The sequence below is a fragment of the uncultured Sphingomonas sp. genome (assembly GCF_964243315.1).
Lineage (GTDB): Bacteria > Pseudomonadota > Alphaproteobacteria > Sphingomonadales > Sphingomonadaceae > Sphingomonas.
In genome coordinates this window covers 1-14,481 of the sequence record NZ_CAXTEM010000064.1, presented here as the reverse complement: position 1 = coordinate 14,481, position 14,481 = coordinate 1, and the positions used below count along the sequence as shown (strand labels likewise).

13 protein-coding genes and 1 tRNA gene are annotated in these 14,481 nt (G+C 65.2%); 8 read left to right on the top strand and 6 right to left on the bottom strand.

Features of this window, described 5'->3' with window-relative positions; translation table 11 throughout:
* Positions 1 to 135: 135 nt before the first annotated feature.
* Positions 136 to 606: a 30S ribosomal protein S7 gene (rpsG, locus tag ACFE77_RS14120; protein ID WP_375422284.1), complete on the bottom strand. Its 471-nt coding sequence runs from the start codon at positions 604 to 606 to the stop codon at positions 136 to 138.
* 50 nt (positions 607 to 656) lie between these two features.
* Positions 657 to 1,028: a 30S ribosomal protein S12 gene (rpsL, locus tag ACFE77_RS14115; protein ID WP_019516007.1), complete on the bottom strand. Its 372-nt coding sequence runs from the start codon at positions 1,026 to 1,028 to the stop codon at positions 657 to 659.
* A gap of 414 nt (positions 1,029 to 1,442) precedes the next feature.
* On the opposite strand from rpsL, the gene ACFE77_RS14110 reads away from it, so the two are divergent.
* From ACFE77_RS14110 to nusG, 4 genes are all read left to right on the top strand, one after another.
* Positions 1,443 to 1,518 (top strand) — tRNA-Trp (locus tag ACFE77_RS14110).
* A gap of 76 nt (positions 1,519 to 1,594) precedes the next feature.
* On the top strand, positions 1,595 to 1,720 hold the full coding sequence (locus ACFE77_RS14105) for a hypothetical protein (protein ID WP_375422283.1): 126 nt from the start codon (positions 1,595 to 1,597) through the stop codon (positions 1,718 to 1,720).
* A gap of 167 nt (positions 1,721 to 1,887) precedes the next feature.
* Entirely contained in the window at positions 1,888 to 2,085 is a 198-nt protein-coding gene (gene secE / locus ACFE77_RS14100) for a preprotein translocase subunit SecE (RefSeq protein WP_375422282.1), read from the top strand.
* Positions 2,086 to 2,097: 12 nt separating this feature from the next.
* A complete protein-coding gene (gene nusG, locus ACFE77_RS14095; RefSeq protein WP_375422281.1) occupies positions 2,098 to 2,634 on the top strand; it encodes a transcription termination/antitermination protein NusG in 537 nt (178 codons plus the stop codon).
* Positions 2,635 to 2,730: 96 nt separating this feature from the next.
* Here the strand turns inward: nusG and ACFE77_RS14090 are convergent, their stop codons facing one another.
* Complete coding sequence (locus ACFE77_RS14090; RefSeq protein WP_375422286.1) at positions 2,731 to 5,664, bottom strand: L-glutamate gamma-semialdehyde dehydrogenase; 2,934 nt, start codon at positions 5,662 to 5,664, stop codon at positions 2,731 to 2,733.
* Between the two features lie 158 nt (positions 5,665 to 5,822).
* Between ACFE77_RS14090 and ACFE77_RS14085 the strand changes: the two genes are divergently transcribed.
* The 3 genes from ACFE77_RS14085 to ACFE77_RS14075 all read left to right on the top strand — a co-directional run bounded on the left by ACFE77_RS14085 (position 5,823) and on the right by ACFE77_RS14075 (position 8,412).
* Positions 5,823 to 6,257, top strand: coding sequence for a MaoC family dehydratase (locus tag ACFE77_RS14085; protein WP_375422285.1), 435 nt, complete (start codon positions 5,823 to 5,825; stop codon positions 6,255 to 6,257).
* A 118-nt stretch (positions 6,258 to 6,375) separates the two neighbouring features.
* A complete protein-coding gene (locus ACFE77_RS14080; RefSeq protein WP_375422280.1) occupies positions 6,376 to 7,554 on the top strand; it encodes an acetyl-CoA C-acyltransferase in 1,179 nt (392 codons plus the stop codon).
* Positions 7,555 to 7,935: 381 nt separating this feature from the next.
* A complete protein-coding gene (locus ACFE77_RS14075; protein WP_375422279.1) occupies positions 7,936 to 8,412 on the top strand; it encodes a pyridoxamine 5'-phosphate oxidase family protein in 477 nt (158 codons plus the stop codon).
* 345 nt (positions 8,413 to 8,757) lie between these two features.
* Here the strand turns inward: ACFE77_RS14075 and ACFE77_RS14070 are convergent, their stop codons facing one another.
* Positions 8,758 to 9,990 carry a polyhydroxyalkanoate depolymerase gene (locus ACFE77_RS14070; RefSeq protein WP_375422278.1) on the bottom strand — a complete coding sequence of 411 codons (1,233 nt, stop codon included), beginning with the start codon at positions 9,988 to 9,990 and terminating at the stop codon, positions 8,758 to 8,760.
* A gap of 154 nt (positions 9,991 to 10,144) precedes the next feature.
* On the opposite strand from ACFE77_RS14070, the gene ACFE77_RS14065 reads away from it, so the two are divergent.
* Positions 10,145 to 11,923, top strand: a complete 1,779-nt coding sequence (locus tag ACFE77_RS14065) for an ABC transporter transmembrane domain-containing protein (RefSeq protein WP_375422277.1) — start codon at positions 10,145 to 10,147, stop codon at positions 11,921 to 11,923.
* Positions 11,924 to 11,925: 2 nt separating this feature from the next.
* Here the strand turns inward: ACFE77_RS14065 and ACFE77_RS14060 are convergent, their stop codons facing one another.
* Together ACFE77_RS14060 and lpdA are read right to left on the bottom strand one after the other, a co-directional pair.
* Entirely contained in the window at positions 11,926 to 12,978 is a 1,053-nt protein-coding gene (locus ACFE77_RS14060) for a cellulase family glycosylhydrolase (protein ID WP_375422276.1), read from the bottom strand.
* A 217-nt stretch (positions 12,979 to 13,195) separates the two neighbouring features.
* Positions 13,196 to 14,481 (bottom strand): dihydrolipoyl dehydrogenase (gene lpdA, locus ACFE77_RS14055; RefSeq protein ID WP_375422275.1); only part of this gene is annotated, 1,286 nt, incomplete at its 5' end.

Sequence of the window (14,481 nt, the reverse complement as noted above, 5' to 3'; positions counted from 1 at the left end):
GCGCCATGATGCCGATGTTGCGATACTTGTCGAGCGGATGGCTGCGGGCCATGATCGGTGCTTCCTTAGCGATGTGGGGAGCAGGCTGCTGGCCGGCTCCCCACGATATAGTTCAGGTCGTAAACGCTTCCAACCCTACCAGCGGTAATGCGAGAACGCTCGGTTGGCTTCAGCCATGCGGTGGGTGTCTTCGCGCTTCTTCACCGCGTTGCCGCGGTTGTTCGACGCGTCGAGCAGCTCGCCGGACAGCCGTGCGGCCATCGTGTTCTCGCTGCGCGCGCGCGCTGCCGAGATCAGCCAGCGGATCGCCAGCGCCTGGGCACGCTCGGGACGAACCTCGACGGGAACCTGGTAGGTCGCACCACCGACGCGGCGCGACCGGACCTCGATCCCCGGCTTGATGTTGTTCAGCGCATCGTGGAACACGCCGACCGGCTCGCGCTTGGCGCGCTGCTCGACGGTTTCCATCGCACCGTAGACGATCAGTTCGGCGACGGACTTCTTGCCGTCGAGCATGACCGAATTCATGAACTTGGAGAGAACCTCATCACCGTATTTCGGATCGGGGAGGATGATGCGCTTTTCTGGGCGGCGGCGACGTGCCATTTCAAATTCCTTCTAAACTTCAGCCTTCGTGGTCGTATGGAACGACCGGCTTACTTCGGACGCTTGGCGCCGTACTTGGAACGCGACTGACGCCGGTCCTTCACACCCTGCGTATCGAGCACGCCGCGCAGGACGTGATAGCGAACGCCGGGAAGATCGCGGACACGACCGCCACGGATCAGGACCACCGAGTGCTCCTGGAGGTTGTGGCCTTCGCCCGGAATGTAGCTGATGACTTCGCGCTGGTTGGTCAGGCGGACCTTGGCCACCTTGCGCAGCGCCGAGTTCGGCTTCTTCGGGGTCGTCGTATAGACGCGGGTGCAGACGCCGCGCTTTTGCGGGTTCTGCTCCATCGCAGGGACCTTGGACTTGGCCTTCTGCGGATCGCGGCCCTTGCGGACCAGCTGGTTGATCGTCGGCATGAATCTCTTCACCTAGTCATGTGGTTACTTTGCTGGAGCCATGACGCTCGGGAATACAAAAAGGGACGTAGGGGTCATGTTCGACCACCCCGGCCCTCGAATGCATCCAGCAATGTTCAAGCTTGCCCGCGAGACCTGAGCCTGCGGACGCCGCGGGCCTATACGCAGGACATGGCCGTCGGTCAATCCTGCGGCGGAACGATGCTTGCAATGTTGGACGCGCAGAGCGAGCCCGGTCCATGCTGTTTCTCATCGTGAGCATCGCACCGGCAAGAACCGCCCAGGCGAGAACGGGCGACCTAGTTCGCGCACGCATATGGTGCGACATTTGTGACTCTTCACCGTTGCCCGATCGATTTCCCACGCGGATGGGTTGCCCCACCCGGAAACCGCGTTTAGGGGGAGCGTCGCTGGAGGAGTGTAGCTCAGTTGGTAGAGCATCGGTCTCCAAAACCGAGGGCCGTGGGTTCGAGTCCCCCCACTCCTGCCAGCACTTTTACTTGATCTCGCTTATGGATCGTTCCGTCATTGTCCGTTAGTGGCCGCGAATGGACGATTTCACGCGCTTGACGATCGCGTACGCCCTTGTCGGCGTGCTGCTGCTGATCGGCATCCCCCTGACCATCCTCAAGCTTCGCCGTCGCAAGCGCGAGAAGCTGCGCCGTCGCGGGATCAAGACCTACGGCCACTGATCGGGCTCTGCCCCCGCTCTTGCGTTAAGTCACGCACGCCGCTATTTGCGCTGCCCATCCGATAGCGAGGATTGGCGACCGCCGCTTCCCTGACCAGGGAAGGGGCGAAAGACCTATGGCTTGCTGGCGGATCGCTTGTTTTTCATTCTAGCGGGTTTCGAGGGCACGTGGCGAAAACGACACCGATCGAGTTCATCCGGCAGGTCCGGGCCGAGACCGCCAAAGTGGTCTGGCCGTCGCGTCGCGAGACGATCATGACCGGGGTCATGGTCGTGATCATGACGACGGTGCTGGCGCTGTTCTTCCTGGCGGTCGACTCGTTCTTCAACGCGGTCGTCGGCCAGCTCCTCAAGCTCGCGCAATAAGGGTCGCACGCAATGGCGCGCTGGTACATCATTCACGCCTATTCGGGTTTCGAGGGCAAGGTCCGCGATTCGATCATGGCGGAGGCGACCCGCATGGGTCTCGATCAGCTCGTCGAGCAGATCGAAGTCCCGACCGAGACGATCACCGAGGCCCGCCGCGGCAAGAAGATCGCGGTCGAGCGCAAGTTCATGCCGGGCTACGTCCTCGCGAAGCTCAACATGAACGACGACGTCTATCACCTGGTGAAGAACACGCCGAAGGTGACCGGCTTCCTCGGCTCGATGGGCAAGCCCCAGGCGATCAGCGAATCCGAAGCCGCACGGATGCTCAATTCCAAGGAAGAAGCCGCCGCCGCGCCCAAGACGCAGATCAAGGTCGATTACGAGATCGGCGATGCGGTGAAGGTGCTCGACGGCCCGTTCGCGAGCTTCAACGGCACCGTCGAGGAACTCGACTTCGACAAGGCCAAGGTCAAGGTCTCGGTCTCGATCTTCGGCCGCGCGACCCCGGTCGAACTCGACTTCGAACAGGTCGAGCGCAGCAAGTAAGACGAGATCGCTGGCCTACACTGCCAGCACTCCACGTGAGGATCGAAAAGACGCGGGAGCCGATCCCGCGTCTTTTTCTATGTCCGCTGCGCGTCGTCAGATGCCGCCCTCGTCGAGCGACAGCAACGACGCGTTACCCCCCGCGCTCGTCGTATCCACCGACACCGCACGCTCGGTGCAGAACCGGTAGAGGTAATGCGGTCCGCCCGCCTTCGGTCCGGTGCCCGAAAGCCCCTCGCCCCCGAACGGCTGCGACCCGACCACCGCGCCGATCATCGCGCGGTTGACGTAGAGGTTGCCCACCGCCGCCTCGGCCTCCGCGACCTCCGCCGCCCGCGCGATCCGGCTGTGCAGTCCCATCGTCAGCCCGTAACCCTTGGCGTTGACCCGAGCGATCGTCTCGCCGAGCTTGCCGCCCTCCCAGGTCGCGACATGAAGGATGGGGCCGAACCATTCCTCGGTCAGCGCCTCGATATCGGTCAGCCGGATCAGGGTCGGCGGCACGAACAAACCGTCCTCCGGAACCGCGAGCGTCTTGATCCACGACCCGCGCACGCTGTCGCGATAGCCCATCAGCCGGTCGTAGGCGCCGCGGTCGATCACCGGCCCGACATCGGTCGCCGGGTCGCCCGGGTCGCCGATCCGCAGCGTGTCCATCGCCCCGCTCAACATCCGCAGCAGCGGCTCGGCGATGTCCTCCTGCACCAGCAACAGCCGCAATGCCGAGCAACGCTGCCCCGCCGACCGGAATGACGAGGTGATCACGTCGGCGACCACCTGCTCGGGCAGCGCGGTCGAATCGACGATCATCGCGTTGATCCCACCGGTCTCGGCGATCAGCGGCACGATCGGCCGCGCATCGTCCTCGAGCAGCGACCGCGCGATCCGCCGCGCGGTGGCGGTCGACCCGGTGAACGCCACTCCCATGACCCGCCGATCCGCGGTCAGTGCCGCGCCCACGTCTGGCCCGCCGGTCACCAGCACCAGCGCATCCGCCGGAATGCCCGCCCGATGCGCCAGCGCCACCGCCCGCGCCGCGATCAGCGGCGTCTGCGGCGCGGGTTTGGCGACGACCGTGTTCCCCGTCACCAGCGCCGCGACGGTCTGCCCCAGGAAGATCGCGAGCGGGAAATTCCAAGGCGCGATCGTCGCCCATACGCCCCGCCCTTCGAGATGCAGCGTGTTGCGCTCCCCGGTCGGCCCCGGCAGCTCGATCGACCGCAGGTTGCGCCGCGCCTCGCCCGCATAATAGCGGCAGAAGTCGGCCGCTTCCCGAACCTCGCCGATCGCGTCCGCGATGCTCTTGCGCGCCTCCTGCACGCAGATCGCCATCAACTCGTCGCGCTCCGCCTCCAGCAGATCGGCAAGCCGTTCCAGGCAAGCCGCACGCTCCTCCACCGGCGTGCTGCGCCACGCCGGGAACGCCGCCTGCGCCCGCCCGATCGCTGCGCCGACATCGGCCGATCCCCGCCCGCTCTCCGCAGACAAGGGCGCATTCACCACCGTCCGAGCCCGCGCCAAGATTGCCCGATCGCTCAGATCGAGCCCCTGCGAATTGCGATGCCCCGGCGCGAACAGGTCGGCCGGCAGTGGAATGTTCGGGTGACACGTGCCACCGACCCCCGCGATCTTCGCCACCGGGTCGGCCAGGATCTCGTCCTCGCTCAGCCGCGCATCCGCCAGTTGGTGAACGAAGCTCGAATTGGCGCCATTCTCCAGCAAGCGTCGCACCAGATAGGCGAGCAGGTCGCGATGCCCGCCGACCGGCGCATAGACGCGGCACTTATAGCCATGATCGCGCACCAGCCGTTCGTACAACCCGTCTCCCATCCCGTGGAGCCGCTGAAATTCGAAGTCGCGCGAGTTGCCCGCCCATTCGACAATCGTCGCTACCGTCAGCGCATTGTGGCTGGCAAAGGCCGGGCGGATATTCGTCGCCGCCAGCATGTCCTTCGCCACCGCGAGATACGACACGTCGGTCGCCGCCTTGCGCGTGAACAGCGGATAATCGGCCAGCCCCTCGACCTGGGTGCGCTTGATCTCGCTGTCCCAATAGGCGCCCTTCACCAGCCGCACGTTCATCACCCGGCCGAGTGAATCCGCCCACGCCACCACCGGCCGCGCGCGCTTGCCATAAGCCTGCACTGCCATGCCGAAGCCGTCCCATCCCTTCAGCGACGGCAGCGCCGCCACGGCGCCGATGATATCGAGGCTCATCTCCAGCCGTTCGGACTCCTCGGCATCCACGGTCAGCGCGATGTTCTTCGCCGCCGCCTGCACCGCCAGCGCCTCAAGCATTGCGGTCAGCGCCGGCACGCACTCCGCCTCGCGTGCCAGCTCATAGCGCGGGTGCAACGCCGACAGCTTGACCGAGATCGAATGCCCCGCCGCCGGATCCGTCCCCACCGCATCGACCGCATCGACATAGGACCGGAAATAACGCTCGGCATCCTCATGCGTCCGCGCCGCCTCGCCGAGCATGTCGAAGCTTGCGGTGAATCCGCGATGCTCCGGCCGCCGCATTCGGCGCATCGCCTCGTCGATGGTGCGCCCCATCACGAAGATCTCGCCCATCATCTTCATCGCCGCGCCCACCGCCTGGCGGACGAACGGCTCGCCGGCGCGCGAGATCAGCCGCCTCAGCGGGCCGTGCTCGCCCTCGCCGACCAGCACCCGGCCGACCACGAGCCCCCAGGTCGCCGAATTGACCAGCTTCGAATTCGACTTGCCCGCATGCGCCCGCCAGTCCGCGTCCCCGAGCTTGTCCGCGATCAGCAGGTCCGCGGTCTCCGGATCGGGCACCCGCAGGAACGCCTCGGCGAGCGACAGCAGTGCGACGCCCTCCGACGAATTGAGCCGATATTCCTGCAGGAACTGGTTCACCCAGCCCCTGCCCTGTGCCGCGCGAAGGTCGGCGAGCAGACCGGCGGCATGACCGAGCACCCGGCCTTGCGAGTCGGCGGTCATCGACGCATGCTCCAGCAGCGGCTTTAGAACATCCGGTTCGGGCGCGCGGTACAGCTGCGCCATGATTTCACGCGGTGAGGACGTTACGGCAGTCGTCATTTTCCAGCTTCCGGTCGGGTGAGGCTTGCAGGACGCGGGGCGCCGAGCCTATTGGGATGCGTGCGCTCTAGCGCCAAAGGCGTTCTAAGGGGAATGGTGTGGCGACGATCACCGTCGACGAGATGAAGGACCGTATCGGCACCGAGACGGTGTCCGAATGGGTCGAGGTCACCCAGGCGATGATCGACAAGTTCGCGGACGCGACCGGCGATCACCAGTTCATCCACATCGACCCTGAGATGGCGAAGATGACCCCTTTCGGGGGGACGATCGCACACGGCTTCCTCACGCTGTCGCTGATGCCGCTGCTGTCGTCCAAGGTCGTCGACGCGCCCAAGCTCGACGGCGTGAAGATGGGCGTCAACTACGGTGGCAACAAGGTCCGCTTCCTCACCCCCGTCCGCTCGGGCAGCAAGGTTCGCGGCCGCTTCAAGCTCATCGAGTTCGACGAAAAGCGCCCCGGCCAGTGGCAGCAGACCAACGAATTCACCGTCGAGATCGAGGGCCAGGAAAAGCCCGCGATGATCGCGGAATGGATCAGCCAGATCTTCGTCTGAATTCCCCGTCCGCTTGCCGGAGGGGTTAGCGGAGGGCCTGTTCACGCCCACCTCCCTTCCGACAAGCTCTCCCCCGACCCTTCCCGCAAGCGGGAGGGGAGAAGAAAGGACCAAACCCATGCGTTCAGCCCTCATCGTCTCCACCGCCCGCACGCCGATCGGTCGCGCCTATCGCGGCGCGTTCAACAACCTGCCCTCTCCGACGCTCGCCAGTCACGCGATCAAGGCCGCGGTCGAGCGCGCCGGCATCGCCGGTGACGAGGTCCAGGACGTCGTCTTTGGCGCCGCGCTTCAGCAGGGTCACCAGGCGGGCAACATCGCGCGCAACGCGAGCCTTCGCGCCGGTCTGCCCACTACCGTGTCGGGCATGTCGCTCGACCGCCAGTGCGCATCGGGACTGATGGCGATCGCCACGGCGGCCAAGCAGATCGTCGTCGACAATATGGACGTCACGATCGGCGGCGGCGTCGAGAGCATCAGCTTGGTGCAGACCCCGCAGATGCGCGTCGCGCCCGATCCCGAGCTGCTGGCGATGCACAACGACATCTACATGCCGATGCTCCAGACCGCGGAGATCGTCGCACAGCGCTACGGCATCTCGCGCGATGCGATGGACGAATATGGCTACCGGTCGCAGATGCGCACCGCCGAGGCGCAGGCCGCGGGCAAGTTCGACGACGAGATCGTGCCGGTGACGGCGACGATGGCGATCGTCGACAAGGAGACCAAAGAGGTCAGCCACAAGGAAACCACGCTCGCCAAGGACGAGGGCAATCGTGCCGACACCACGCTGGAGGGGCTGAAGGGCCTGAAGCCCGTGCTCGGCCCCGAGGCCACGATCACCGCGGGCAACGCCAGCCAATTGTCGGACGGCGCCTCGGCATCGGTGCTGATGGAGGAAACGCTGGCCTCGCAGCGCGGCCTGACCCCGCTCGGCCGCTATGTCGGCATGGCAGTGGCAGGCACCAAGCCCGACGAGATGGGCATCGGCCCGGTGTTCGCGATCCCCAAGCTGCTCGAGCGCTTCAACTTGAAGATGGACGACATCGGCTTGTGGGAGCTGAACGAGGCGTTTGCGGTGCAGGTGCTGTACTGCCGCGACATGCTCGGCATTCCCGACGAGCTGCTCAACGTCAACGGCGGCGCGATCTCGGTCGGCCACCCCTACGGCATGTCGGGCGCGCGGATGACCGGCCACGCGCTGATCGAAGGCAAGCGCCGCGGCGCCAGATACGTCGTCGTCACGATGTGCGTCGGCGGCGGTATGGGCGCTGCCGGGTTGTTCGAGGTTCTCTGATTGATTTCCCACGCTGCGTTCCTATAATCAGGAACGGCGATGACATGCGCTGATCTAAGAGCCTCGGTCGCTGCTACGGCCGGGGCTCTATCGTTTGGGGCTCGACCTGCTAGTCGAGCCCCGCCCGTGCCTCTACCTCTTGGTCACCTCGATAACCTTCACGACCAGGGTCGCGAAGGTGATCAGAACACCCAGAAATAGACACAGCTCGGCAAGTGACATGCTTTCGCCTTTCTATGTCGGCAGCGACGTTGCTGCCGCGAGCGGGCTGCGGTTTGCTGGCGGACTCCGCAATCGGTACAAACCCGTAGTCGGGCACTCCCGCAACCAACCTCTCGCGCCATCGTTCTCCTCCCGAACCAACTTTTCGGGAGAACAGCCGTGGCCGACACTCAGAGCGTAGCCGAGACCTTTCTGGCGTCGTTGAAATCGAGCCCCTTCGTCATGGTCGGGCTGACCGACACCCACGATCATAGCGAGCCGCTGACCGCGCAGATCGACGAGGATCAGCCCAACTCGCTGTTCTTCTTCGTGGGCAAGGACAACCGCGCGGCAGGCGGCGGCGATGCGATGGCGCAGTTCGTGTCCAAGGGGCACGACGTGTTCGCCTGCCTGCACGGCGTGATCGATCAGGACAATGATTCCGCACAGATCGACAAGCTCTGGAACAACCATGTGGAATCATGGTTTCCGGGCGGGCGTGCCGATCCCAACCTGACGCTGCTTAGGTTCGACATCGATTCCGCAGAAATCTGGGAAAGCGACGTTTCGCTTTCTGGCCGAGTGAAGATGCTGTTCGGCGGCAAGATCCACGGCAGCGAGAGCGGCACCCACGAGGTGGTCGGGTCCTTGGCCTGACGCAATGGCGCGCTGCGGGGCCGTCCGCGGTCCCAAAGCGCGATTACCCCTGCGCACCCCGTGCTACTGCGCACCTCGTGCTCCTGCGTACGCAGGAGCCTAGGGCCACAAGCGTCAGTGCTCGTAACTCTGGGTTCCTGCCTTCGCAGGAACACGGACGAGAGCCTAAGCTACCACCCAGCCGTCACCCCGGACTGGATCCGGGGCCCCGCTAGCTCGTAACGGTAAAGCCGGTTAATGACGCAGTAAGCTGGATCCCGGACCAAGGCTCTCCTGAGCGAAGTCGAAGGATTCAGGGCAACAAAATTATCAGTAGCGGCGCGTCAAAGCGATCCGCCGCACCCCTCACCCGTGAAGCGTGATCCACTCCTCCACCACCGGTGCGATGATATTGCGCCACTTCGAACCGTTGAAGATGCCGTAGTGGCCCGCGCCCTCTGCCATGAGGTAGCGCTTCTTGTCCTCGGGCAGGCTGGTCGCGATCTTCAGCGCCGCCTTGGTCTGGCCGAGCCCTGAAATGTCGTCGCGCTCGCCTTCGATCGCCAGGATCGCCACATCGGCGATCGCCGCCGGATCGACCTTTCGGCCGCGATGCGTCATCAGTCCGCGCGGCAAGGCGTGGTTCTGGAACACCACGTCGATCGTCTGCAGATAGAATTCGGCGGTCATGTCGCAGACCGACCGATATTCCTCGTAGAAGTCCTTGGTAGCGTCCGCGCTCTCGCCGTCCCCCTCGACGAGATGCTTGAACATCTCCCAATGGCTGATCATGTGATTGCCGAGGTTCATCGACATGAAGCCTGCGAGCTGCAGGAAGCCCGGATACACCTTCCGCCCAGCGCCGGGGTACGACATCGGCACGGTCGCGATGACGTTCTGCGAGAACCAGCTGTGCGGCCGTTCGGTGGCTAGCGTGTTGACCGATGTCGGCGCCTCGCGCGTGTCGATCGGGCCGCCCATCATCGTCAGCGTCCGGGGCAGGCACGGATGCTTGTCCGCACTCATCAACGCCACTGCCGCATAGCAGGGCACCGACGGCTGGCACACCGCGAGCATATGCGCGCCGCCGTGATCCGTATTGGCGCCAATGACGGTCATGTACTCGATCAGATAGTCGACATAATCGTCCAGATCGAAACGGCCGTCGGCCAGCGGTACCTGCCGCGCGTCGCGCCAGTCGGTGACGTAGACGTCCGCGAAGGGAAGCATCCGCTCGACCGTACCGCGCAGCAGCGTCGCGAAATGCCCCGACATCGGCGCCACGATCAGCAGCTTTGGCGATCCCTCTACACCGTCGCGAACGAAGCGCTTCAGCTGCCCGAACGGCTTCTGCAGCACGATCTCCTCGCGCACCGCGACCACGCGACCATCAATGGTGGTGGTGTCGAGCCCAAATGCCGGCTTACCACGTGGCGCCGCCGCATGTGCGAACACCTCCAGCGCCGAAGCAACAACCGATCCTCCGCCGATATAGGCGAAAGGGTTTGCCGGGTTGTGCAGCATGTCAGCGCCGAAGGTGGCCATTGCGCTAGCATTGGCGAGCATCGATCGTTGCATCTCGTAAGCGTCGTAGAGCATGCGGTATCCCATAGCGCGAAATTGATAACATATGTCGTAGCGTAAAGCGGCAGGCTGGCAACCGAATGCTTTTGCGGTGCAGCATGGTCAACGTCCCAGGCGGGGAGCGGTTGCCGTTGAGCAGGTCCTTCCACACTGCTACGCGCGCTTACATATGGCCGACAGCACCGCACCCAGCCCCCCGAGCCGCCGCCGCCTCGGTGACCTTCGGCTCGTCTGGGACAGCGTCATCCGCTATCCGCGCCAGCTGACTCTCGCGCTGCTGGCGCTGCTCACCACGTCCGCGGCGACCATTGCGATCCCGTATGGCTTCAAGCGCGTGATCGACCGCGGGTTCGGGCCCGGCGCCGGCGGCACCGTGGCGTCCTCGTTTCACTATCTGCTGATGATCGTCGCGGTGCTCGCGGTCGCCACCGCGATCCGCTTCTACTTCGTATCATGGCTCGGCGAGCGCGTCGTTGCCGACATCCGCGGCAAGGTACAGCGGCACCTGCTCCGTCTCACGCCCCGCTTCTTCGAGGAGAACCGCCCGTCGGAGATCGCGTCGCGCCTCACCTCCGACACGGCGTTGATCGAGAACGTCGTCGGCACCACCGTGTCCGTCGCGCTGCGCAATTGCTTCACCGGCGTTGGCGGGATGATCTACCTGTTCGCGATCTCGCCGAAGCTCGCCGGCATGTTGCTGCTCGGCATTCCGCTGATCATCCTGCCGATCACGGTGCTCGGCCGGCGCCTGCGCAACCTGTCGCGCACCTCGCAGGACCGGGTCGCCGATGTCGGCTCGATCGCCACCGAGACGCTCGGCGCGATGAAGATCGTCCAGGCGTTCGGGCAGGAGGAGCGCGAAGCCGCGCGCTTCGCCGCCGCGGTAGATGCAACCTTCGCCGCCGCACGGCGCCGCATCCTCCTGCGCGCGGTGATGACCGCGATCATGATCGCGCTGATCTTCGGATCGATCACGCTGGTGCTGTGGGAGGGCGCGGTCGACGTCGCGGCGGGGCGGATCAGCGGCGGCGCGATCGCCGCCTTCGTCCTCACCGGCGGGATCGTCGCGGGCGCATTCGGCGCGCTTACCGAGGTCTATGGCGATCTGCTCCGCGGCGCGGGCGCGGCCAGCCGGCTCGCCGAACTGCTGGAGGAGAAGCCGGAGATCGCGGCGCCTGCTCAACCCGTGACGCTACCGCTTCACTCGCGTGGGGCGATCGCCTTCGAGAACATCGCCTTCCACTATCCGACCCGGCCCGATGTCGCGGCACTGAAGGACTTCACCCTGACGATCGCACCGGGCGAGACCGTCGCGGTGGTCGGCCCGTCGGGCGCGGGCAAGTCGACGCTCTTCCAGCTCGCCGAGCGCTTCTACGATCCCGAGTCTGGCCGCGTCACGATCGAGGGCATCGATCTTCGCGCGGTCGACCCGGCCGACGTGCGCGCACGGATCGCGATGGTGCCGCAGGAGACCGTCATCTTCGGCGCCTCGGCGCGTGACAATCTGCGCTACGGCAATTGGTCGGCGAGCGACGAGCAGCTCTGGGCCGCGGCCGACACCGCGAACGCGACCGATTTCCTCCGTCGCCTCCCCGAAGGCCTCGACACCTTCCTCGGCGAAGGCGGCGCGCGGCTGTCGGGCGGCCAGCGCCAGCGCATCACGATCGCACGCGCGCTGCTCCGCGACTCGCCGATCCTGCTGCTCGACGAAGCCACCAGCGCGCTCGATGCCGAAAGCGAACGCCTCGTGCAACAGGCGCTCGAGCGGCTGATGACGACCCGCACCACGCTGGTCATCGCGCACCGCCTCGCCACCGTCCGCGCCGCGAGCCGGATCATCGTCATGGACGAGGGCCGCATCGTCGAGGAAGGGACGCATGCAAGCCTGATCGCCCGCAGCGGCCTCTACGCCCGCCTCGCGAGCCTGCAGTTCAGCGAGGCGGCGTAGCGTCAGATCGCGCTCAGCATCCGCAGGAACTCGACCTCAGTCTCGTCGTGCGGCACGCCGGCTTCGTCGAAGATATCGTGAAACCACATGTCCTTCGGCACCGCGGCGAGCGGGCTTTCCCAATTCTCCCACGCCAGGTGCGTCTGGGTCTTGCCGCGCACCAGGCCCCAACAGAACGTCCCGACGCGGTGCTCCTTGGCGCAGGGCAGGATCGCCTGGAACGTGCTGCCCGCAGGCCGCGCCATATACTCGGTGCAGAGCAGCGGTCGGCCCATCGCCTTCAGCCATTTGACCCGGGTGACGAAGTCTTCGGCGGTGCCGTAATTGTGGAACGAGATGACGTCCGATAGCCCGGTCTGCGCACGTTGGATCGGGCTCAGCAGGTTCGGTGCGGACCAGTCGCCGAGCCAGATGCCACTGGTCAGCGGCTGGACCGGAGCGACCGACCGCGCCCAATCGAACGCCGCGATCATCAACGGCACCACCAGATCGGCCTTGGCCTTCAACATCGCCGGATCGCATAAAGCGACTTCAGGACCGTTGTCGGGCTCGTTCCAGATGTCCCAGGCAAGCACGCGCGGATCGCCGGCGAACCGACCGACCACACCTTCCACATAGTTGCGCAGCCGCGCATGCTGATCGCTGTCCTTTAGCGCAGGGACCCCGGGAGACTGCACCCACCCCGAATTGTGCACGCCGGCCTTGGGCGCGCGCTGCGGACCCAGTTCGGGTTCGGGATCCCAGCACGAGTCGAACAGCACCAGCATCGTCCGGATACCGCTGCGATCCGCCGCGGCCAGGAAGCGATCGATTCGGCCGAGGAAGCCTGCAGCATCCTGCACCCAGAGCAGATCGTGCAAATACACCCGCACCGCGTTCATACCGAGCGACGAAGCGAGCGCGAGTTCGCGCTCGATCGCCGGCAGGTCGAACGTCTCGGCCTGCCACATCTCGAGCTGGTTGATCGCATAGGACGGTGTGAAATTGCACCCGACCTGCCACGGCAGCGCATCGAACCACGCCTGCGCCGCCTCGGGTGACCACCTCTGCGTCATACGATACCCTTTCCCGACGCAACCGAGCGTCAGGCTAAGTATATCAATTAACTTGGTTAACGGACGGTGAAAAAATTCGGCTGGCCACAAAATCGCTGCGGGAACCGCGCGGACATCACGGCTGGAGCGGAACGACAGTGCGTCTAGCCATCCCGTCATCCCCGCGCGGGCGGGAACGACGAACAAGGTGGCCGGTCCTGCTTGAACTCATCCAACGTTAGAAATGGATCGCCCGTCCGTACGCGCCGAGCACGCTCTCATGCATCATCTCGCTCAGCGTCGGATGCGCGAAGATCGTCTCCATCAGTTCCGCCTCGGTCGATTCCAGTTGCCGCGCAACGACATAGCCCTGGATCAGCTCGGTCACTTCGGCCCCGACCATATGCGCGCCCAGCAACTCGCCGGTCTTGGCGTCGAACACCGTCTTCACGAAACCGTCCGCCTCGCCCAGCGCGATCGCCTTGCCGTTGCCGATGAACGGGAATTTGCCGACCTTCAGCTCGTAACCTGCCTCTCGCGCCTTCGCCTCGGTCAGCCCGACCGACGCGACCTGCGGCCGCGAATAGGTGCAACCCGGGATGTTCCAGGTTTCGAACGGATGCGGGTTCTCGCCCGCGATCTTCTCGACGCAGACGACCCCTTCATGGCTCGCCTTGTGCGCCAGCCACGGTGCGCCGGTCACGTCGCCGATCGCATACAGCCCCTCGACATTGGTGCGGCCATAGCCGTCGACCTTGATGTGCCCGCGCTCGGTCTCGACGCCGAGCGCTTCCAATCCGATCTCCTCGGTGTTCGGAACGATCCCGATCGCGACGATCACGTGGCTGTAATCCTCGGTCGAGACGCTGCCGTCCTTCGCCTTGATCGATGCGGTCACCGCCGCGGCACCGTTGTCGAGCTTCTCGATCGCGGCGCCGGTCAGCAGCTTGATCCCCTGCTTGGTCAGCGCCTTGTCCATGAATGCGGAGACTTCCTCGTCCTCGACCGGCAGGACGCGCGGCAGCATCTCGACGATCGTCACGTCGGCGCCCATGTCGTGGTAGAAGCTCGCGAACTCGACGCCGATCGCGCCCGACCCGATCACCAGCAGCTTGGTCGGCATCTCGGTCGGCACCATCGCGTGGCGATAAGTCCAGATGCGCTTGCCGTCGGCCTTGGCGAACGGCAGGTCGCGCGCCCGCGCGCCGGTCGCCACCAGGATGTGCTTGGCCACAAGCTCGGTCTTCTTGTCGCCCTGGGTGACGGTGAGCTGCCCCTTCCCGGTCAGCGCGCCGACGCCTTCGACGACGGTGACCTTGTGCTTCTTCATCAGGCCCTTCACGCCCGCATTCAGCTGCCCGGCGACCTTGCGGCTGCGCTCGACGATCTTGCCCAGGTCGAAGCCGACATTGTCCGCCTTCAGCCCGTAAGCCGACGCGTTGGTCATGTAATGGTAGATCTCCGACGTGCGCAGCAGCGCCTTGGTCGGGATGCACCCCCAATTGAGGCAGATGCCGCCGAGCC

Bases quoted from the DNA above. Each gene is read 5' to 3' on its own strand.
- rpsG (WP_375422284.1), bottom strand. From the start codon at position 606: ATGGCACGTCGCCGCCGCCCAGAAAAGCGCATCATCCTCCCCGATCCG.
- rpsL (WP_019516007.1), bottom strand. From the start codon at position 1,028: ATGCCGACGATCAACCAGCTGGTCCGCAAGGGCCGCGATCCGCAGAAG.
- nusG (WP_375422281.1), top strand. From the start codon at position 2,098: ATGGCGCGCTGGTACATCATTCACGCCTATTCGGGTTTCGAGGGCAAG.
- ACFE77_RS14090 (WP_375422286.1), bottom strand. From the start codon at position 5,664: ATGGCGCAGCTGTACCGCGCGCCCGAACCGGATGTTCTAAAGCCGCTG.
- ACFE77_RS14085 (WP_375422285.1), top strand. From the start codon at position 5,823: ATGAAGGACCGTATCGGCACCGAGACGGTGTCCGAATGGGTCGAGGTC.
- ACFE77_RS14080 (WP_375422280.1), top strand. From the start codon at position 6,376: ATGCGTTCAGCCCTCATCGTCTCCACCGCCCGCACGCCGATCGGTCGC.
- ACFE77_RS14070 (WP_375422278.1), bottom strand. From the start codon at position 9,990: ATGCTCTACGACGCTTACGAGATGCAACGATCGATGCTCGCCAATGCT.
- ACFE77_RS14065 (WP_375422277.1), top strand. From the start codon at position 10,145: ATGGCCGACAGCACCGCACCCAGCCCCCCGAGCCGCCGCCGCCTCGGT.
- ACFE77_RS14060 (WP_375422276.1), bottom strand. From the start codon at position 12,978: ATGACGCAGAGGTGGTCACCCGAGGCGGCGCAGGCGTGGTTCGATGCG.